This is a genomic window from Paragemmobacter kunshanensis (genome assembly GCF_011059185.1).
Lineage (GTDB): Bacteria > Pseudomonadota > Alphaproteobacteria > Rhodobacterales > Rhodobacteraceae > Paragemmobacter > Paragemmobacter kunshanensis.
Map to the genome: position 1 here is coordinate 1 of NZ_JAALFE010000034.1, position 20,621 is coordinate 20,621.

18 protein-coding genes are annotated in these 20,621 nt (G+C 65.7%); 9 read left to right on the forward strand and 9 right to left on the reverse strand.

Annotated features, from left to right (window positions below; all coding sequences use genetic code 11):
* Nucleotides 1-97 precede the first annotated feature (97 nt).
* Nucleotides 98-1,189 carry an LLM class flavin-dependent oxidoreductase gene (locus G5V65_RS19900; protein ID WP_165053881.1) on the forward strand — a complete coding sequence of 364 codons (1,092 nt, stop codon included), beginning with the start codon at nt 98-100 and terminating at the stop codon, nt 1,187-1,189.
* Nucleotides 1,190-1,200: 11 nt separating this feature from the next.
* Nucleotides 1,201-1,689: a flavin reductase family protein gene (locus G5V65_RS19905; protein WP_165053883.1), complete on the forward strand. Its 489-nt coding sequence runs from the start codon at nt 1,201-1,203 to the stop codon at nt 1,687-1,689.
* An 86-nt stretch (nt 1,690-1,775) separates the two neighbouring features.
* Here G5V65_RS19905 and G5V65_RS19910 read toward each other — a convergent pair whose 3' ends face one another.
* The 6 genes from G5V65_RS19910 to G5V65_RS19935 are packed head-to-tail and all read right to left on the reverse strand — an operon-like array spanning nt 1,776 to nt 8,986.
* Nucleotides 1,776-3,338: an indolepyruvate oxidoreductase subunit beta family protein gene (locus G5V65_RS19910; protein ID WP_241250672.1), complete on the reverse strand. Its 1,563-nt coding sequence runs from the start codon at nt 3,336-3,338 to the stop codon at nt 1,776-1,778.
* Nucleotides 3,335-5,482: a thiamine pyrophosphate-dependent enzyme gene (locus G5V65_RS19915; protein ID WP_165053885.1), complete on the reverse strand. Its 2,148-nt coding sequence runs from the start codon at nt 5,480-5,482 to the stop codon at nt 3,335-3,337. The genes G5V65_RS19910 and G5V65_RS19915 overlap by 4 nt, the downstream gene beginning before the upstream one ends.
* 12 nt (nt 5,483-5,494) lie before the next feature.
* A complete protein-coding gene (locus tag G5V65_RS19920; protein ID WP_165053887.1) occupies nt 5,495-6,085 on the reverse strand; it encodes a VOC family protein in 591 nt (196 codons plus the stop codon).
* Between the two features lie 55 nt (nt 6,086-6,140).
* The gene (locus tag G5V65_RS19925) at nt 6,141-6,629 is read right to left on the reverse strand and encodes a MarR family winged helix-turn-helix transcriptional regulator (protein WP_165053889.1); all 489 of its coding nucleotides are present in this window, start codon (nt 6,627-6,629) and stop codon (nt 6,141-6,143) included.
* Nucleotides 6,626-8,191 carry a phytoene desaturase family protein gene (locus G5V65_RS19930; protein ID WP_165053891.1) on the reverse strand — a complete coding sequence of 522 codons (1,566 nt, stop codon included), beginning with the start codon at nt 8,189-8,191 and terminating at the stop codon, nt 6,626-6,628. Before G5V65_RS19930 ends, G5V65_RS19925 begins: the two co-directional genes overlap by 4 nt.
* Before the next feature lie 3 nt (nt 8,192-8,194).
* The gene (locus G5V65_RS19935) at nt 8,195-8,986 is read right to left on the reverse strand and encodes a cyclase family protein (RefSeq protein WP_165053893.1); all 792 of its coding nucleotides are present in this window, start codon (nt 8,984-8,986) and stop codon (nt 8,195-8,197) included.
* 128 nt (nt 8,987-9,114) lie between these two features.
* On the opposite strand from G5V65_RS19935, the gene G5V65_RS19940 reads away from it, so the two are divergent.
* The 6 genes from G5V65_RS19940 to G5V65_RS19965 all read left to right on the forward strand — a co-directional run bounded on the left by G5V65_RS19940 (nt 9,115) and on the right by G5V65_RS19965 (nt 15,929).
* Complete coding sequence (locus G5V65_RS19940) at nt 9,115-10,683, forward strand: phytoene desaturase family protein (RefSeq protein WP_165053896.1); 1,569 nt, start codon at nt 9,115-9,117, stop codon at nt 10,681-10,683.
* 39 nt (nt 10,684-10,722) lie between these two features.
* Nucleotides 10,723-12,246 (forward strand): ABC transporter substrate-binding protein, encoded by a 1,524-nt coding sequence (locus G5V65_RS19945; RefSeq protein ID WP_165053899.1) that lies wholly within the window; start codon nt 10,723-10,725, stop codon nt 12,244-12,246.
* 153 nt (nt 12,247-12,399) lie between these two features.
* On the forward strand, nt 12,400-13,410 hold the full coding sequence (locus G5V65_RS19950; protein ID WP_165053902.1) for an ABC transporter permease: 1,011 nt from the start codon (nt 12,400-12,402) through the stop codon (nt 13,408-13,410).
* Nucleotides 13,403-14,269 carry an ABC transporter permease gene (locus tag G5V65_RS19955; RefSeq protein WP_206526904.1) on the forward strand — a complete coding sequence of 289 codons (867 nt, stop codon included), beginning with the start codon at nt 13,403-13,405 and terminating at the stop codon, nt 14,267-14,269. Before G5V65_RS19950 ends, G5V65_RS19955 begins: the two co-directional genes overlap by 8 nt.
* Nucleotides 14,266-15,132: an ABC transporter ATP-binding protein gene (locus G5V65_RS19960; protein WP_165053905.1), complete on the forward strand. Its 867-nt coding sequence runs from the start codon at nt 14,266-14,268 to the stop codon at nt 15,130-15,132. The genes G5V65_RS19955 and G5V65_RS19960 overlap by 4 nt, the downstream gene beginning before the upstream one ends.
* A complete protein-coding gene (locus tag G5V65_RS19965) occupies nt 15,129-15,929 on the forward strand; it encodes an ATP-binding cassette domain-containing protein (RefSeq protein ID WP_165053908.1) in 801 nt (266 codons plus the stop codon). Before G5V65_RS19960 ends, G5V65_RS19965 begins: the two co-directional genes overlap by 4 nt.
* Here G5V65_RS19965 and G5V65_RS19970 read toward each other — a convergent pair.
* Both G5V65_RS19970 and G5V65_RS19975 read right to left on the reverse strand, forming a co-directional pair.
* Complete coding sequence (locus G5V65_RS19970; RefSeq protein ID WP_165053911.1) at nt 15,914-16,384, reverse strand: acyl-CoA thioesterase; 471 nt, start codon at nt 16,382-16,384, stop codon at nt 15,914-15,916. The two genes, G5V65_RS19965 and G5V65_RS19970, sit on opposite strands and share 16 nt — an antisense overlap.
* 47 nt (nt 16,385-16,431) lie before the next feature.
* A complete protein-coding gene (locus G5V65_RS19975; RefSeq protein ID WP_165053914.1) occupies nt 16,432-17,343 on the reverse strand; it encodes a LysR substrate-binding domain-containing protein in 912 nt (303 codons plus the stop codon).
* Between the two features lie 149 nt (nt 17,344-17,492).
* On the opposite strand from G5V65_RS19975, the gene katG reads away from it, so the two are divergent.
* Nucleotides 17,493-19,658, forward strand: coding sequence for a catalase/peroxidase HPI (gene katG / locus G5V65_RS19980; protein WP_165053917.1), 2,166 nt, complete (start codon nt 17,493-17,495; stop codon nt 19,656-19,658).
* A 98-nt stretch (nt 19,659-19,756) separates the two neighbouring features.
* Here katG and G5V65_RS19985 read toward each other — a convergent pair whose 3' ends face one another.
* Nucleotides 19,757-20,359, reverse strand: a complete 603-nt coding sequence (locus tag G5V65_RS19985) for a transglutaminase-like cysteine peptidase (protein ID WP_165053920.1) — start codon at nt 20,357-20,359, stop codon at nt 19,757-19,759.
* Nucleotides 20,360-20,621: the final 262 nt, after the last annotated feature.

The following is a 20,621-nucleotide window of genomic DNA, read 5'->3' on the forward strand; positions in this document are numbered from 1 at the left end:
GCCGTCAACGCCATGATTTATATGCGAAATATCACGATTACGACAGCGAAATCAGCGACTTACTTGGAGAATGTGGGCTCCAACAGGGACTGCAACCATGCCTCACCACCCGATGCTTTCGGGCGATCGCTTTCGCCTTGGCACCTTCTCGACCAACTGCTCCTCGGGGATGACGCCCACCAAGGCCCCCGAACGCTGGGTCAATTCATGGGACAACAACCTCAAACTGGCGAAGATGCTGGACGAGGCGGGGATCGACTTCATGCTCCCCATCGCCCGCTGGATCGGTTACGGCGGCGAGACGGATTTCCACGGCGGCGTGCTGGAAACCATGACATGGGCCGCAGGACTGCTGGCCGCAACCAAGAACATCGCCGTCTTCGCCACCATCCACACCGCCGCCAACCACCCCGTCGTGGTGGCCAAGCAGATGGCCACCATCGACCAGATCGGCCATGGCCGTGCAGGGCTGAACATCGTCGCGGGCTGGAACAAGCCGGAATACGAAGCGCTCGGCCTGACGCTGCCCGACGACCACGAAACCCGTTATGCCTATGCGCAGGAATGGTTCGACCTGATCCGCAAGCTCTGGACCTCGGACGATCATTTCGACTGGAACGGCACCTATTTCAAGGCCGCCAAGGTGAAGGGCGATCCGAAACCCATCCGCGGCTCCGTCCCCATCATCAACGCCGCAGGCAGCCCGCAGGGCCGCGAATTCGCCACCGACAATGCCAATTTCCTCTTCACCCCGGCCATTGATCTGGAACGGTCGAAAACCGAGATCGCGGACCTCAAGGCGCAGGCCAAGGCCAAGGGGCGGGATGTCAACGTCCTCACCTTCTCGCACGTCATCTGCCGCCCGACCGAGGCCGAGGCGAAGGCATTCGCCGATTACACCGCCGTCCAGAACGCCGATACCGATGCGGTCGACAATCTGGTGCGCCTGCAATTCGCCCATGCCCACAGCTTCCCGCATGACCTGCTGGCGCAGATCAAGCACCTCTTCGCCCTGGGACATGGCGGCTTCCCCCTGATCGGCACGCCGGATCAGGTGGCGGAAGGCATTCTCAAGCTGCATGCGACAGGATTTGCGGGAACCACGCTTTCCTTTGTCGATTATGTCGAAGAGTTCCCCTATTTCCGTGACCATGTGCTTCCGAAACTGGAAGCGGCAGGGATCAGATAGGAGCAGGGCAGATGGCCGAACCGGACGGCAAGGCGTTTCGCGACGCGATGCGCGCCTTTGTGGGCAATTGCAGCGTGATCACCGTGGGCGAGGGCGAAGAGGCGACAGGGCTTGTCGTCACCTCGGCCATCTCGCTTTCGGCGGATCCGCCGCTGCTTCTGGCCTGCGTGAACCGGTCGGCCTCCAGCCACCCGCTTTTCGCGCGCTATGGCCATTTCGGCTGGAACTCGCTCGGCGCGGCGCATCAGGCCGTGGCCGAGCGGTTCTCGGGCTTTGGCGGGGTGAAGGGTCCGGCACGCTATGACGGGGCCGAATGGGAAACCGCCGTCACCGGCGCGCGGCTTCTGAAAGGCGCACCGACGGCCTTCGACTGCACGCTGGAAGAGATGATCGACCGCGCCACCCATTCCATCCTGATCGGCCGCGTCCGCGCCATCCGCACCACGCCGGATGCCGGGGCGCTGATCTATTGGAACGGCGGCTATCGCGCGCTGACCTGACAGAAGAAAGGGGGCGCACGCGCCCCCTCTTGCCCGTTGCGGGCAATTCACCCCCTGTGGGTATTTTCGCCAAGATGAAGATGGCTTCAGGCGAAGCTTTCGATCGTCTTGATCGCCCCCTCCAGCGCCTTGCCTTCCTCATCCTTCAGCGCGGCCTCGCGCAGGCGGCGGCACCAGTCGGCGGCATCGTCCCGCGCCGCGATGCGGGCCGTCGCGGCCATGACGCGGTCGAACTTGGACAGCCCGCGCGCATGGGTATCGGAATAGCCCTTGATCAGGCGGCGGCAGCGGATCACCTCTACCGCCAGATCGTAATTCCGCCCCAGCTCGGCCAGCGCGGCCTGCAACCAGCGCTCCAGATGCGCCTGTTCCTGCGCATGGCGCAGCGTGCGCCGCCGCCAGAACTTCATCCCGCCCAGCACATGCAGCATGACGAAGGCGGGCAGGGTATCCGTCCGCAACCGCCGCCCCTTGTTGAACCACCGGTCCAGCCGCGTCCTCCATTTCGGGTCGGCCTCTACCCGCGCGCCCAGACGCGCGGGCAGCATCCCCGCAATCTCCTCGGCCCGCGGATGGAAGAATTCCGTCAGATGCAGAAGGGTGCCGTCCTTCACCCGCATCTCCTTGCGGATCCGGTCGAACCGCCGCGCGCGGGTCTTCAGATCGGCCACGCGGATGATGTCGTCATAGGCCATGGCATTGGCGATGTATTTCGCGGCCTCCCGCGACAGGACCCAACCCTTCGCCGCCTGATCCCGCGCCATGACCTGCGCCAGCCGGTCCAGATATTCCGTGCCATAGCGCAGGTCCTGAAACTCCACCACCTTGCGCAGCCCCGGCAGCGCCATCTCGGCCACCGGTCCGGGCAGCGCCGCCACCCGCGCCGCCAGCCGCTCCCATTCCGCCACAAGCCGCGCCGGACCCTGCACCTTGGGCAGGGGCGCGGCCACAGGGGCGGCAGGCTTCTCCACCACCGGGTTCGCCGCCACCTCATAGGCCGCGCCAAAGGCCCTGAGCGACCCCTCGACCCCCTTGCCCCCGCCCCGGATCGCCGCCTCGAAAGCCTCGCGCGCGAAGGGCAGCGCGCCAGATCCCGCCAAGGCGCCAAAGAGCGAGGCCGAAATCACCGACCCGTTCCGTATCGCCAGCGCGTCGAAATCCGCCGCGATCACCCGCCGCGCCGCGACCTCTGCCGCCGCCATCACCTCTTCGCTGGAAGCGATGCCATCCCCCGGCACCATCTTTTCCGAAACCGCCAGCGCGCGATGGGTTGATGTGATCAGCGTGGTCCTGTCCGGCGTGACAAAGCCGCGGATGATGGACCGCCCCGCCTCCATCATTTCCGCCGTGATCATGATGTCCACGTCACCGGCGGCCGGCATAAGCGAGAAGATGGGATAGGGTTCCCCCTCCTGATGCGGGGCCATCTCGATGTAATAGACCGTGGCCCCCGTGCGCTGTGCCACGCCCGCGACCGATGTCGCCTGCGCGGCATAGCCATTGGCGCGCGCCAGATCCTCGATCCAGCCGGTCAGGACGCCGCCGCCCTGCCCACCCACGGCCAGAATGGCCAGCTTGATGATCCCCGACAGGCGGGGATCGGCGGCGCGGGCGCCCATCGCCTCGCCTATGTTTTCGTGCAAGGTCATGCCGCCCCCTCAAAACTCAACCGCCGCGCCGCGCGCCGCGTCTGCAACCAGCCGATCACCTGATCCCTGATCCGCGCCCGCTTCAACTCGCCCGCACCGGGGTTATGCACCACATCCGCGCGATAGAAGGACGGGCACAGCACCGCCGCATCCGCCACCTCGCCACAGTTGCCGCAGCCCACGCAGCTTTGGTCGATGCTGGCCACCGGATCGTCGCGCAGCGGATCGTCCAGCTTCTTCAACGACAGCGACGGACAGCCCGACAGCCGGATGCAGGCATGGTCGCCCGTGCAGACATCCTCATCCACCCCGAAACGCGGAGCCTCGACCCGGCGGCCGTCCTTGATCGCCTTCTGCGTCAGGGGCTTTTCCCGCCGCTGCCGGTTCAGCATGCATTCGCTGGAGGCGACGATCACCTTCGGCCCCGGCGCATCGGTCGTCAGCGCCTCGCGCAGCACGTCGCGCATCTTGCCCACGTCATAGGTGCGGTCCACCTGACGGACCCAGTCGATCCCGATGCCCTTCAGCGCCTTGGTGATCGGGTGCTTCGTGGCCTTGGTCGGGTTGTCCGCGCGCGAGGACATGATGTCCTGCCCCCCCGTCGCGGCGGAATAGTAGTTGTCCACGATCACCGCCACGCCATCGGACTTGTTGAACGCCATGTTGGTGAAGGAGGACGACAGCCCGTTATGCCAGAACCCGCCATCCCCGATGATCGACACGGGCCGCCGCTCCCCGCCCCCGTCAAAGGCCGCATTGGCCGCAGGGCCAAGGCCATAGCCCATCGTCGCCCCGCCGATCTCGAACGGGGGCAGCGACGCGAAAAGGTGGCAGCCGATATCGGCGCTGATCTGCAGCTTGCCCGTTTCCTTCTGCACCAGCTTCATCGCGGCGAAGATGGGCCGTTCCGGGCAGCCGGTGCAGAACCCCGGCGGGCGGATGGGGACCGTCCTGGTCAGGTCCGGTATCTGCGGCTTGTCCTCGTTCGGGGCGCGCACCAGCGCGGGCAGCATCTGGGGAGCGGCCTCCTTCAGGAAGGCGGTGATCCCGTCCAGCATCACCTGCCCCGTATATTCCCCCGCCATCGGCAGGATGCCCTTGCCGCGCAGCTTCACCTGCGATCCCGCGCGGTAGAGGAAGGTCGACAGCTGCTGTTCGATGAATTCGGGCTGCCCCTCCTCGATCACCAGCACCTGATCCTTGCCTTCGCAGAACTCCAGAAACTCGCCCGCCAGCAGGGGATAGGTCACGTTCAGCACATAAAGCGGAACCTGCGTGTTGCCCCAGATATCGGCCAGCCCCAGCCGCTGCAACGCGCGGATGACGCCATTATACATGCCCCCTTGCAGGACGAGGCCGACGGGAGCGGTCTTCGGCCCGAACACCTCGTTCAACCCGCGCTCGCGGATGAATTTCTCCGCGTTGGGCCAGCGGTTCTTGATCTTGTCCTGCTCATGCGCGAATGACATGGGCGGCAGCACGACCCGCGCGAAATCCGATTGCGGGTTGGACAGCGCGTCCTTGACCGAAAGCGTCGGGCGCTGGTTGTCGCGCGTCTGGAACGACCCCGTCACATGGCAGGACCGTATCCGCACCATCAGCATGACGGGGGTATTCGACGCCTCCGACAATTCGAACCCGTCCCGCACCGCCTTGGTGATGCAGGGCAGGTTGGGACGCGGGTCCAGCAGCCAGAATTGCGATTTCATGGCAAAGGCATGCGACCGTTCCTGCATGATGGAAGAGCCTTCGCCGTAATCCTCCCCCACGATGATCAACGCGCCGCCATTCACCCCCGATGACGCAAGATTGGCCAAGGCATCGGACGCCACGTTCACCCCCACCGACCCCTTGAACGTCACCGCCCCCCGGATGGGATAATGCACCGACGCCGCCAGCATCGCCGCCGCCGCCGCCTCGTTCGCATTGGCCTCGAACCGGATTCCCAACTCGCCCAGCAATTCCTCGGCATCGGCCAACACATCCATCAGATGCGAAATCGGCGCACCCTGATACCCGCCGACATAACCCACGCCGTTTTCCAGCAGCGCCTTGGTGATCGCCAGAATCCCCTCGCCGGTGAAGGTTTCGCCCGCGCCCAAACGCAGATGTTCCACCTCTGCCTTGAAGGATCGTTCCGCCATCTGCCGCCTCCCTCAGTTCGCCGGGGCGATGTTGGACCACAGCACCGGACCGCCGTCCTTTTCATAGGCCATGCCTTGCGGGAAGCTGATCGCCTCCATCTGCAATCCCCAGGGCGCGAAGAAATAGAGGATCGACTGGCCTGCTGCGGGCCCTTCGCTGACAGGAATCGGGCCCATCAGGCTGCGGATGCCCTTCTCCTTCAGGTATGCGGCGGCGGCGTTGATATCCTCGACATAGAAGGCGATGTGATGCCCGCCGATATCGCTGTTGCGCGGGGCCACCGTCTTCTGGTCGGGGGCGGTGTATTTGAAGAGTTCAATGTTCGACCCGAAACCACACCGCATCAGCGTGATCTGTTCGATCACCGCCCGCGGGTCCACGTCCAGCACATCCTGCATGAAACTGCCCGCATCATCGCGGAAGGGGCCGAAGGCGGTGGCCTTCTGGCACCCCAGAACATCGGTGAAGAAGGCTTCCGCCTCGGCCAGATCGGGCACGGTTATGCCGATATGGTTGACACCCTTTATGCCGGGCATCGGATCGGCCATGGCCGGGCTGATGATGGCCAGGGCAGAGCAGGTCAGGACGAAAAGACGATGCATGGTGGAACTCCCTCGTTCGGCTATGTCCAGACTCTGCGCGCAGCCGAAAATCGCGTCAGATCTCGTGCTTGCGGATATTGGTCAGCATCTTCTGCAACGTGCCGACAAAGGCCCGCCGCTCTTCATCCGGGATGCCCCGGAACATGCGCGCATGCGCCTCGGCCATGCGCGGCCACAGCGTCTCGAACGCGGTGCGCCCGGCTTCGGTGATGAAGACCCGCGTCGCGCGGCTGTCGCTGGCATCCGCCTCGCGCCGGACCAGCCCCTCGCCCGCCAACTGGTCCAAGGCGCGCGAAAGGGTAGACTGCTCCACCACCGAATAGACCGCCAGTTCCCGGATCAGCGGCCCTTCGATGACCGAAAGCACCGCCAGCGCCCGCATCTTGGGCGTGGTCAGGCCCAGCCCCGCCATCTCATCCCGCAAGGACGCGTTATACCGCCCCATGATCCGGTTCATCAGGTAAGGCGCGTAATTGGTCAGCCCGATCTCGCCCAGCCGGGGCAGGGATGACGGCGGCTTTTCAGGCGGCGACTGGTCCGTCATGCGCCCAACCTCTTTGCCGCAAGGAACCCCGACCCGCCGCCCAGACCCGGCCCCGGATGGGTGGATGCGCCGATATGCGACAGACCCCGCACCAGCCCCGTGCCGTTGGTGGAATGGGCATAGGGGCGGAAAATGAAGAACTGGTCGATGGTGCAAAGCCCCCCGTAGGGATCGCCGCCCACCAGATTGATGTTCATCGCCTCAAGGTCCGCCGGCGAATAGGCCCGCCGCGCCAACTTGATCGCGTCGAAATCCCGGATATGCCGCTTCAGGATGCCTTCGATACGGTCCGCGAATGCCTCCCGCACCGCTTCGGACCACGCGCCATCCGTCGCAATCTCGCCGCCCGCATCGCCCTTCACCACGCGCGGCGCGTCGGGGATCTGCAACCACAGCACCGCCTTGCCCTCTGGCACCCGCGACGGGTCCAGCCGATGCGGCTGCCCGACACAGATCGTGGGCGTAACGGGCAGCATCCCCCGCTCCGCCTCGTTCGACGCCTTGGACACGGAATCGATCCCATCCGCCAGATGGATCAGCGCCACGTCATCAAGCCCCGCCGACAACCACTCCGGATGCCGGTCCAGCGCGTAATGCAGCTGGAAATTCCCCCGCCCATGCCGGAACGCCTTTGCCCCCGCCTGATCCTCCGGCAGGTTCACGTCGCGCAGCAGCCGCCCCTGCAACTGCCCCGGCGCGACAGAGGCGAGGACCGACCCGCAGGCAATCTCCTCTCCGCTTGCCAGCGCCACCCCGCGCACACGGCCATCCTTCACGATGATCCGGTCCACATCCGCACCACAGCGGATTTCCCCGCCCTTCTCCTCGATCAGCGCGCGGAAGGCGGCGACGCCCGCGCCTGACCCGCCCTTCACGACAGGCGCACCCGCCGCCTCCAGCGCGAAGGCGATGACCTTGCCCATCTGGCCGGAATAGGTGGATTCAGGCGTCAGCCCGCAATGCAGCACCCAGGGCGCATAAAGCGCCTGCACGTCGGGCGAGGCATAGGTCGTTTCCAACCACCCCCGCGCCGGAACCAGCGCGCGCCCGAACCACGCCGCCAGCCCGCGCAAGCCGCGCTTCCTCACCTGCCCCCACAGCAGTTTCGCCGTAGGCCAAGACCACAGCGCGCCACCCAGCAAAGCAAACAGGAACGGCGCATCCGCCTCCACCCCGCCGACGTCGCGGGCATGGGCATCCCCATCCCCCGCCGCCCGCGCATTGAAAGCCGCAACATTCTTCGCCCGATCCGTCGTCAGCACCAGCGACGACCCGTCAGGCCGCAGCACGGCGGTCGGATGGGGCGTGTGGCAATAGTCGAACCCATGCCGCGCAAGGTGGGGGCCAAGCACGGCCCCCGCCGGTGATGTCATGAACAGAACCCATGTCGCCGCCATCACGTCATGCCGGAATCCCGGCAGCGTGATCTCCTCGGTGCGCAGGCAACCGCCCGGCACCGCCTCGCGCTCCAGCAGCAGCACGCGGTCGCCCTTCAGCGCCAGCATCGCCCCTGCCACCAGCGCGTTGATCCCGCTTCCGATGATGACGTGATCGACAGCCATGGATCAGCCCTTCGGAACCAGCGCCAGCGCGCGGATGGGCGAACCCGTCCCCTGCTTGATCTTCAAGGGCGCCGCAATCAGGATCGCCCCCTTGGCAGGCAGCTTGTCGAGGTTCGCGAGCGACGCCAGGCCAAAGCAGTTGTTCTTGTGCAAAAGGTTATGCGCCGGGAAGGGCGGGTTCATGCCGCCCGCCTGCCCCGCATCCGTCCCGATGCACTGGCTGCCCCAGCCGACGATGCCCTTGGCCAGCAGGTATTCGATCACCTCCGCCGTCGGCCCCGGCGTATGCGGCCCCGTCTCGTTCGCGTTCAGGAACAGCGCCTCGTCATGCGCGCGCTTGTCCCAGTCGGACCGCAGCACGACCCATTCGCCCGCATTGATCGGGCCATTCTTCGCCTCCCAATCCTGCACATGCTGGATGGTCAGCAGGAAATCCGGGTTCGCCGCGCATTCCTTGCTGAAATCCAGCACATTCACCGGCGCTACCAACCGCTGCACATCCAGCGTGTCGGTATAGCCGTCCGCGTAATCCTTGCCGGTGATCCAGTGATGCGGCGCGTCGAAATGGGTGCCGGAATGCTCGCCCAGTTCCAGCCAGTTCCACGCCCAGAACGGCCCATCCTTGTCATATTCGCTGATGCGGTGGATCTTGATCGGCGGCGTGTCCTTGGCGAAATCCGGCGGCAGCTTCAGCAAGGGCGTCTCTGGCCCCAGCACTCCGGAACAATCCACCACCTCGATCCCGCCCGAGGCGAGCATCCCCGCCAAGGATGAAAGCACGCTTGCAGAGGTCATCGTCATCTCCCTGTTGGCCGGTCCATCCCGGCAATACCCGCGCCGGTTGGCCCCGGCGATCATGGAATCATGCTAGACAGATTTAAATGCATTTGCAAATATCCCTGCGTCAATCCGGCGGGGAGAAAATGGCCGACACCTTCGATGCAGTCCTGATCGGGGCGGGCCACAACACGCTGGCCGCCGCCCTGCACCTGTCGGCCAAGGGGTGGCGCGTGGGGGTGTTCGAACAGGCCGCCACCGCGGGCGGGGCGGTCAAGACGGGCGAATACACCCTTCCCGGCTTCCGCCACGACTGGGCCGCGATGAACCTGTCACTTTTCGCCGGAAGCCCGTTTTTCAAGGCATATGGCGCGGAACTCGGACGGCACGGCTGCGAATTCGTCCCCGTCAACCGCCCCTTCTCCTCCTCCTTCGCGGATGGCACATGGGCGGGCGTGTCCACCGACATGGCCGAAACGCTGGCGGCCCTCCGCGCCCTGTCACGCCGCGATGCAGAAACGTGGGAGAACCTCGTCGCGCGATTCGGGGATGAGGCACCGCATCTCTTCGGCCTGCTCGGATCGGAGATGAAATTCCGTGCGCTTGCATATTTCATGTTCAAAACACTCCGCGCCAAAGGGGCGGCAGGAACGTTGGACTTCACCCGCTTCCTGCTCTCCTCGCCCCGCGCATGGTTGGAAGACAGCTTCGAACACCCGCATATCCGCGCCCTGCTTGCGGCATGGGGGATGCATCTGGACTTCGCCCCCGATGTCGCGGGCGGCGCGATGTTCCCCTATCTCGAAGGCATGGCAGGTCAGGCCTTCGGCATGGTGATCGGCAAGGGCGGCGCGGATACCATCGTCAGCGCCCTGACCGCCGCCATCACTGCGCGCGGCGGCACGGTGGAAACCGGAGCCCCCGTCGCCCGCATCCTGCGCGACGGTGCCCGCGCCACGGGCATCGAACTGGCCGACGGACGCCGCATCACCGCCACCCGCGCCGTGATCGCAGGCGTGGCACCCCGCGCCCTGCGCAAACTGACGGGCGACACCACCCCCGCATTCGACCGCAGCATGGACGGCTTCCGCCACGCGCCCGGAACCATGATGATCCACCTCGCCCTGTCTGCCCTGCCCGACTGGCGCGCGGGGGAGGCGCTGCAACGCTTCGCCTATGTCCACCTTGCCCCCAGCCTCGACCAGATGGCGCGCACCTATCAGCAGGCGCAGGCGGGGCTCTTGCCCGACGAACCCATCCTTGTCGTCGGCCAACCCACCGTCTTCGACCAATCCCGCGCGCCAGAGGGCCAGCACACCCTCTGGCTGCAGGTCCGCATGGCCCCCGGCACCCTCACGGGCGACGCCAAGGGCGAGATCCATGCCACCGACTGGACCCATGCCGCCCAGCCCTTCGCCGACCGCGCGCTGGCGATCCTCGAAACCCACGCCCCCGGCACCCGCGCGAAGATCCTCGCCCAGCGCATCGTCACACCGGTGGAGCTTGAGGCCGACAACCCCAACCTGATCGGCGGCGATCAGGTCTGCGGCAGCCACCACCTGTCGCAGAACTTCCTCTTCCGCCCCGCACGCGGCCATGCCGACGGGTCCACCCCGCTGGCCAACCTCCACCTCACCGGCGCCGCCGTCTGGCCCGGCGCAGGCACGGGGGCGGGGCCCGGATACCTTCTGGCGCGGAAACTCGCCGGAAGCTGACCAAAGACCAACAAAGAACCACCAACAGGGAAAACGACCATGAACCTCAACCGCCGGAGCCTTCTGAAGCTCTCTGCCGCCACGATGGCCGCAGGAACCCTTGGCCTGCCCTCCTTCGCGCAGGCCATCGACGAACTTGTCATCGCCTATAACGTCAACCTGCCGTCCTGGGACCCGACGGTCGGCCCCAGCGCGGTGAACCCGACCATTCAGGGCCTCTATCAATCGGTTTTCGACCAATACATCCTGCAACAGCCCGACCTGTCCCCCGCCCCCGGCCTGCTGACCGAATGGGGCTGGAACGAGGACAAGACGCAGGTCTGGATGACCGTGCGCGAGGGCGTGACCTGGCATGACGGATCGCCCTTCACGGCGGAAGACGTGGCATGGAACCTTGCCCGCGTGGCGAACCCCGAAACCGGCAGCCCGATCCAGTTCGTCTGGGGGACGCTGGCCAATCACCGCGTAGAAGGCAACAAGGTGATCGCCGATGTCGCGCAATTCGACCCCACGATCTTCAAGTGGATGTATTTCCTGACGGGCTATGTCCTGCCCAAGGCCTATTACGAAAAGGTGGGCGCCGAGGGGTTCGAGGCCGCGCCCATCGGCACCGGCCCCTATATGGTGGAAAAGTTCGAAAGGAACGCCTTCGTCCGGCTGAAGGCCAACGCCAATTACTGGGGCGGCAAGCCCGAATTCGACACCGTGACGATCAAGTTCGTCCCCGATGCGGCGGCGCGGGTGGCCGAGGTGGAATCCGGCAACTCTCACGTCACGCTGGAAATGCCCTATGAGGAATATGACCGCCTCAAGGGCGGGGCGCTGGCCGGGGTTGCCGCGCCCATCTCGGATATCGGCATGATCTTCCTCAATGATATCGAAGTGATGACCGATCCGAATGTCCGCATGGCCGCCGCCCATGCCATCGACAAGCAGGCGATCATCGACCGCCTGCTGTCGGGCTATGGCGTCAAGATCGACACGCTGCAAACCCCGGAATACGACGCCTTCGACGCCTCGATCACCGTGCCCTATGACGAGGCGAAGGCGATCGAACTGCTGGCCGCATCGGGCTATTCCCCCGACAACCCGGTGAAGTTCAAGATCCAGACGACCCGCGGCTTCAAGCCCAAGGATTACGAGATGGTGCAGGCCATCGTCGGCCTCTGGCGCAAAGTGGGGATCGAGGCGGAAATCGAAGTCTACGAAATCGCCAAGCATTACGAGCTGCGCGCGGCAGACCAGCTTGCCCCTGCCGCCTTCTACAACTGGGGCAATTCGGTGGGCGATCCGACGACTTCGACCGGCTTTGCGATGTTCGGCCCCTCGCCGCATTCCGTCTGGGATGGCGAAGACCTTATCGGCATGATCGGCCCGCTCTGGGGCGAAAAGGACGAGGCGAAGCGGATCGACGGCTGGAAGGCGGTGGACAAGTACATAGCCGAAAACGCGCTGGTGATCCCGCTTCTGCAATATGTCCAGCCGATCCTGCATGCGCCGGGCGTCGTGGTGACGCCGCATGCCTCGGGCGCGCTTTTGCCGCATCTGATGAAGCGGGCCTGATCCTGCACCGTGCCGGGGGGGCATCCGCCCCCCCGGACCCCCCATCGCCCCTTTTCCGGGCGGCAGTCCGGCGGGACCGTCGCATGGGTATTTGGGCCAAGACGAAGACAGGCGGTTCCGCATGGAGGGCCGCCCTGGGCAGTGAAGACAGGCATGGCACTCCTTCGACTTCTGGCGATCCGGCTTCTGACGACGCTTGTCACCCTGGCAGGCGTGGCCGTGATCGTCTTCTTCGTGATCCGGGTCGTGCCCGGCAATCCCATCGCCATGATGCTGCCCCCCGGCGCGACGGAGGACGACATCGCCCGCCTGTCCGCGCTTTATGGGCTGGACCAGCCCTTGCTCACGCAATTCGGCATCTGGGTCGCGGGCGTGCTGCAGGGGGATTTCGGCACTTCGATCACGACGCGGCAACCCGTCCTCGACCTCGTCCTCGGCCGGCTGCCCGCCACGCTGGAACTGGCGATCATGGCTTTGGTCATGGCGGTGATCCTTGGCGGGGCGGCCGCCCTGACCGGCACCCGCTTTCGCGGCGGGCGCACGGAAGGGGCCATCGACGTGGCCAATGGCATGGCGCTGTCGGTGCCGGATTTCCTGTGGGGGCTGGTGCTGATCCTGCTTTTCGGGGTGCTGATGCCCGTCTTCCACATCTCGGGCCGCGTCTCACCCGCGCTCGACCTGCCTTTCACCACCGATTTCTACCTCTTCGAAAGCCTCCTGCGCCTGCGCTTCGACCTCTGGGCCGATATCGTGGCGCATATGGTCTTGCCCGCTCTGGCCCTTGCCATCCCGCTGGCCGCGATCATCGGGCAGCTTCTGAAGCAGAGCCTGAAGGAAACCATGAACCTCGACTATGTCACGCTGGCCCGGACCAAGGGCTATGGCGAAACCCGCGTCATCCTGCGCGAGGCGCTGCGGAACGCCGCCCTTCCCACGCTGACACTGGTGGGGGTGCAGTTCACCTTCCTGATCGGCGGCACCGTCATCATCGAACGGCTGTTCTCCTATGAGGGCCTCGGCAACATGGCCATCGACGCCGTCATCAACCGCGACCTGCCGCTGATCCAGGGGATCGTGCTGCTGTTTGCGCTGATCTTCACCGTGGTCAACCTGATCGTCGACCTGCTCTACGCCGTCCTGAACCCGAGGCTGCGCCATGCCTGATGCCGGACAGATCGACGGGCGCTCCCTCATCCGCCGCCGCGCGGGGCTGCGGCTCTGGCTTTCCGCCGGGTGGCTGACGCTTCTTGCCGCCGCCGCCCTGCTGGCGCCGTGGATCGCGCCGAAGGATCCGCTGGCCCAAGACCTTTTTCTTGGCCGCCTGCCGCCTTTCTGGATGGCGGGCGCGGAACCGGGTTACTGGCTGGGGACAGACAGCCTCGGCCGCGATGTCCTGTCGCGCATCATCCATGGCGCGCGGGTGGCGCTGATGGTCGCGCTGATCGCGGGAAGCATCACCTGCCTTGTCGGCGCGACACTGGGCCTGCTGGCGGGTTTCCTGCGCGGCTGGGTGGACATGGTCATCTCGCGCCTGATCGACATCTGGATGGCCTTCCCGCCCGTCCTCTTCTCCATCCTCCTGATCGCCGTCCTCGGCCCGGGCCTGACCTCCATCATCATCGCCATCGTGGTCATCGACTGGACCCGCTTCGCCCGCGTCGTGCGTGCCGAAGCCATGGCGCAGGGCGCGATGGACTATGTCGCCTCTGCCCGCGTGGCGGGGCGGGGGCGCATCGGCACCATGATCCGGGAAATCCTTCCCAATGTCCTGCCCACCATCGTGGTCCTGCTGACGCTGGAAATGGGCATCGCCGTCATCGTCGAGGCGATCCTGTCCTTCGTGAACCTCTCCATATCCACCGACGATCCCACATGGGGCGGCATGATCGCCGAAGGCCGCACCTCCATCCATCAGGCGTGGTGGGTGCTGGTCTTCCCGCTGATCACCCTCTTCCTCACCGTCCTTTCCTTCTCGCAGCTTGGCGAAGGGCTGAAGGACCGCTTCGATCCGGTGCTGAGATGAGCTTCCTGTCCATCCGCAATCTTTCCGTGCGCCTGAAGAAAGGCCCGCCCCTTCTGCGCCGCGTCTCGCTGGATGTGCAGGCGGGCGAGGTGCGGGGGCTGGTCGGCGAATCCGGGGCCGGAAAATCCATGATCGGCAAGGCGGTTCTGGGCATCCTGCCCCCGTCGGTGGAAATCACTGGCGGGGAAATCCTGCTCGATGGCACCGACCTGCTGCGCCTGCCCCCCAAGGACCGCCGCCGCCGCATCGGGGCCAGCTGCGCGCTGATCCCGCAGGACCCGCTCACCGCGCTGAACCCGTCGCACCGCATCGGGCCGCAGATCACCGACCGGCTGGTCGACATCCTTGGCTGGCCGCGCAGTGCCGCCGAGGCCCGCGCCCGCGACCTGCTGGCCGAGGTGCAGATCCCCGAACCCGACCGCGTCCTGCGCGCCTATCCGCACGAGCTTTCGGGCGGGATGCGCCAGCGCATCCTGATCGCCTCGGCCTTCGCCGCCGAACCGAAGCTGATCGTGGCCGACGAGCCTACCACCGCGCTGGATGTCACGGTGCAGAAGCAGATCCTGAAACTCATCGCGGGCATGCAGGCCCGCCATGGCACCGCGCTCCTCTTCGTCACCCATGATCTTGGCGTCGTTTCCAAGGTCTGCCAGAACCTTTCGGTCCTCTATTCCGGCATGGTCGTGGAAGACAGCGCCGTCACCGATTTCTTCGCCGCCCCGCGCCACCCCTATTCCCGCGCCCTCCTTGCCGCGACGCCGAAATACACCGATCCTGCCGCGGGCCTGACCCCCGTCCCAGACGAGGTCATCGCCGCCGTCCGCGCCGAAGTCGCGGCCTTCGATGCAGGGGGCATCGCATGACCGATCTCTACGCCGTCCATGACCTGCGCCTTTCGCTGGCCGACATGACGTCGAAACCCCTCTTCGGCGCAGCCCCGCGGATCGAGATCCTCAAGGGCCTTTCCTTCACCATCCCCAAGGGTGCCGTCGTGGGCATCGTCGGCGGCTCCGGCTCGGGCAAATCCACCCTTGGCCGCGCGCTGGTGCGCCTGCTGGAACCCTCCAGCGGCGCCATCCGCTTTGACGGAACCGACATCACCCATCTGGCCGAGGCGCAACTGCGCCCCCTGCGCCGCCGCTTCCAGATGATCTTCCAGGATCCGATGTCCTCGCTCAACCCGCGCCACCGCGTCGGCACCATCATCGCCGAACCCCTGCGCCTGCATGGCATGTCCGACATCCGCGACCGCACCGCCCGCGCTTTGGATCATGTCGGCCTGCCGCAGCACTTCGCCACCCGCTTCCCGCACGAACTCTCCGGCGGCCAGCGCCAGCGCGTAGGCATCGCGCGGGCCATCGCGCTGGAACCCGATTTCATCCTTGCCGATGAAATCGTCTCGGGCCTTGACGTCTCGTCACAGGCGCAGGTGCTGAACCTGCTGGAACGTCTCGTGGCCGATCTCGGCCTGACGCTGGCCTTCATCAGCCATGACCTGTCGGTCATCCGCCGCCTTTGCCAGCGGACCATCGTCCTTTATCAGGGTCAGATCGTCGAAGACCGCGCCACCGCCGACCTTTTCGCAAACCCGCAAGCTGCCTATAGCCGCGACCTGCTCGACGCGATCCCGCTGCCCGATCCCGCTCAGCCCTGGGCCTGACCCGCAGGCTGCGGCCCGCCCACGGGCCGCCGCTCCGCCACTTCGGGCGCCATCAGGCTTTCCAGCTTGGCCTTCACATCCTCGGGCCAGACCATCGAGGTGTGGCTGTCCAGCCAGCTTGCCGCCAGCACCTGCTCCACCGACCAGCGATGTTCCTCACCGCAATGCACCGTATGCTTCAGGCGCAGCGAAGACTTCCCCACCTTCAGCACCGTCAGCCGGAAAGTGAGCTTGTCGCCAAAGAACGAAGGCTTGGAGAAATCGCAGGAAAGATGCACCGTCGGCGTCCCCCAGCGCTCCTTCCAGATGATCTCGTGCCAAGGCCAGCCGATATGGGCCCAGAACTCTTCCACCACCCCGTTCAGGATGTTCATATAGGCCGGGTAATAGGCGGTGCCGGATATGTCGCAATCGCCAAAGCGCAGCATCCGGTCGGTCGTGAAGCAAACGGTCATCCTGTCCTCCCCTTTCCCGACAAGAGGCCGCAGACCGGCGGCAGAGGTCAAGCCCCCATCCCGGCCCGCTGTGCAAGCCCTGCGGCGCGCACCACATCGGCCACCTGCGACAACTGCTTGGAAAGGGGCGAGGTCCGCCGCCACACCATCCCGATCCGCCGCGACGGCTGCGCCCCGTTGAACCGCGCGATGGCCACATGGGCCGACCGCGTTTCCACCGCCACGGCCATTTCCGGGATCAGCGTCACCCCGATCCCCGCCCCCACCATCTGCACCAGCGTGGAAAGGCTGCTGCCATCCAGCAATTCGCGCGGTGCCGCCTGCCCGGCATAGCAGAAATCCAGCGCCTGATCGCGAAAGCAATGCCCCTCTTCCAGCAGCAAAAGCCGCATCTCGCGCAGCTTTTCCGGGTTCGGCACGGGCTTTTCCGCATCCGCGCCGGGCCGGACCAGCACGAAATCCTCGGCAAACAACTCCACCTCGGTCAGGAAAGCCTCCGATACCGGCAAGGCCACGATGGCCGTATCCAGCCGCCCCTCCTCCAATTCGCGGATCAGCTTGGGCGTCACCGTCTCGCGCAGATGGATGTCCAGCCCCTCATTCGCCTCGGTCAGCCGGGCGATGATCGCGGGCAGCAGATAGGGCGCAATCGTGGGAATGACCCCGATCCGCAGCCGCCCCGAAAGATTGCCCCGCGCCGCGCGCGCCATGTCGGCCAGTTCCTCGACCCCGCGCAGGATCTCTCGGGCGCGGGCCAGAACCTCTTCGCCAAAGCCCGTCAACCGCGCCTGCCGCGCGCCGCGTTCGAAGAGGTCTGATCCCAGCACCGCCTCCATCTCGCGGATCTGCATCGAAAGCGCCGGCTGCGAGATCGCGCAGGCCTCCGCCGCCCGGCCGAAATGGCCATGCCGGGCCAGCGCATCGAAATAGCGAAGCTGCTTGAGCGTCAGGTTTATCATAACACGATCTTATCACTGCAATCAGAAAATCCAACTTAAACTAATCAAAATCCCGTGTTAGAACGATTCCATTCCGGCAGGCCGCCCCGATCCGACACCCGTTCAGGGTCGTGCGTGCCCGCCGCCATTGCAGCCACGAGGAGAGCGACATGGACGGAAACGACGCTGGCAAATGCCCGGTTGTGCATGGGGGTCTGACCACCTCCGGAACTTCGGTGATGGCCTGGTGGCCCAAGGCGCTGAACCTCGATATCCTGCATCAGCATGACACCAAGTCGAACCCGCTCAAGGGCTTCAACTACCGCGAGGAAGTGAAGAAACTCGACTTCGACGCGATCAAGCGCGACGTCCACGCCCTGATGACCGACAGCCAGGACTGGTGGCCCGCCGATTGGGGCCATTACGGCGGCCTGATGATCCGCATGGCCTGGCATTCCGCCGGCACCTACCGCATGGCGGATGGCCGTGGCGGCGGCGGCACGGGCAACCACCGCTTCGCCCCCCTGAACTCCTGGCCGGACAACGCCAATCTCGACAAGGCCCGCCGCCTTCTCTGGCCGGTGAAGAAGAAATACGGCAACCGCATCTCCTGGGCCGACCTGATGATCCTTGCAGGCACCATCGCCTATGAGAATATGGGCCTGAAGACCTTCGGCTTCGCCTTCGGCCGCGAAGACATCTGGGCGCCGGAAAAGGACGTCTACTGGGGTTCGGAAACCGAATGGCTCGCCCCGTCGGAGAACCGCTACGAAGACCTCGCCAACCCGTCCACGCTGGAAAACCCCCTCGCCGCCGTCCACATGGGCCTGATCTATGTGAACCCCGAAGGCGTGAACGGCCAGCCCGATCCGATGAAGACCGCGGCCCAGGTGCGCGAAACCTTCGCCCGCATGGCGATGAACGATGAAGAAACCGTCGCCCTCACGGCAGGCGGCCATACCGTCGGCAAGGCCCACGGCAATGGCCGGGCCGAAAACCTCGGCCCGTCGCCGGAAGGCGCGGATATCTCGGAACAGGGCCTCGGCTGGAACAACCACGTCTCGCGCGGGGTGGGCCGCAACACCGTGACCTCGGGCATCGAAGGCGCCTGGACCACCCATCCGACGAAGTGGGACAACGGCTATTTCGACCTGCTGCTGGGCTATGAATGGGAACTCAGGAAATCCCCCGCAGGTGCCTGGCAGTGGGAACCCGTCGGCATCAAGGAAGAGGACAAGCCGGTCGACGTCGAAGACCCGTCCATCCGCTACAACCCGATCATGACCGATGCCGACATGGCCATGAAGGTGGACCCGGTCTATCGCGAAATCTCGGAACGTTTCGCCAAGGATCCGGCCTATTTCTCGGACGTCTTCGCCCGCGCCTGGTTCAAGCTGACCCATCGCGACATGGGGCCGAACACCCGCTACATCGGCCCCGATGCGCCCAAGGAAGTGCTGATCTGGCAGGACCCCGTCCCCGCCGGCAACGCCTCCTATGACGTGGCTGCCGTCAAGGCAAAGATCGCCGCGGCGGGCCTTTCGGTCGCCGACATGGTCAGCACCGCCTGGGACAGCGCCCGCACCTTCCGCCAGTCCGACTTCCGCGGCGGCGCGAATGGCGCGCGCATCCGCCTTGCCCCGCAGAAGGATTGGGAAGGCAACGAACCGGCCCGCCTCGCGCGTGTCCTGTCGGTGCTGGAACCCATCGCTGCCTCCTCCGGTGCCTCGCTGGCCGACGTGATCGTCCTTGCAGGCAATCTCGGCGTCGAACAGGCGGCCAAGGCGGCGGGCTTCGATGTCATCGTCCCCTTCGCCCCCGGTCGCGGCGATGCCACGGCGGAGCAGACGGATGTCGCCTCCTTCGCGGTTCTCGAACCGCTGGCAGACGGCTTCCGCAACTGGATGAAGAAATCCTACACCGTCGAGCCTGAGGAGCTTCTCCTCGACCGCGCGCAGCTGATGGGCCTTTCCGCGCCTGAGATGACTGTCCTTCTGGGCGGCATGCGGGCGATGGGCACCAACCATGGCGGCACGGCGCATGGCGTGTTCACCGACCGTCCGGGGGCGCTGACGACCGATTTCTTCGTCAACCTCACCGACATGGGCTTCAAATGGGTGCCGAAGGGCCGCAACCTCTATGACATCGTCGATCGCGCGACCGGCGCGGTGAAATTCACCGCCACGCGTGCCGACCTTGTCTTCGGCTCCAACTCCATCCTGCGCGCCTATGCCGAAGTCTATGCCCAGGACGACAACCGCGAGAAGTTCGTCCAGGATTTCATCGCCGCCTGGACCAAGGTGATGAACGCGGATCGCTACGACCTCGCCGCCTGATCGGCGGGCAGACAGGGAAAGGGCGCCCCGGTTTCCCCGGGGCGCCCTTTGCCATGTCGCGGCCGTCGCGGCCCGTTACCGGGATCGGCAGCAGGGGATCAGCTGGAAAGATCCGCCCCGCCCCGGGCAAAGACGGAAACCCACCCTTCCGGCGCACGCGGATCCTGCATCCTGAGAAAGACATAGCCCGTGCGGTTCCAGGGCAGGATGCGATCCGTCAGGTTGTCCAGCACGAAATCCCCCATCTCGCTGCGCATCACCAGCACGGCATGGGGCTTGTTGTCATGGTCCAGCACCGCCGCCAGCAGCAGATGCTCTGGCGCGACCCCGGCCTCGACCAGTTTCATCTTCTTGAACAGCGCATAGTCCTCGCAATCCCCGCCGCGCGCCGTGGGCAGAGCCCAGCGTTCGGCCACGGCATATTGGCGCAGGTCGCTGATCGGGCGGATGGCGGCATTGGCGGCACCGTTCACCACCCTCGCCACGGCAAGCGCATCGGCCCCCGCAGCCGCCGCCTGATCCCCCCCTTCCGCACAGACCCAGTCATAGGCGGTGCAGAGCGCGGCCGCCCCCTCGGGCGCGGGGGCCGCCGCCTTTACCGGCAGGAAGGCACCAGCCGGATCCGCATCCATCGCCTGCGCCGCACCGGAAAGCCCGATCAGCGCGGCAAGGACCGGGGCAAGGGGGCGATATCGGCGCATGTGACCTGATCCGTTCTGGTTTCGCGCGCGACCGCGCGCGTCGCCCAACCTGTAATCGGCCGTTGCCCGGGCGTTGATGGCACCAACCGGCCATGGCCATCGTCCATTGGTCTGGCGCGCCCCGGTATGGGCGTAACCTGCGGCTTGCCTCCCCATCCCTTCCGACAGGTCCGACCGCCGCGCACCAGACATGGGGTAATCGCGGGTCCTCGGCCTCCTAAGCCCCATCAAGACTAGCAGGGTGGCTGCTCCCCGATATGAT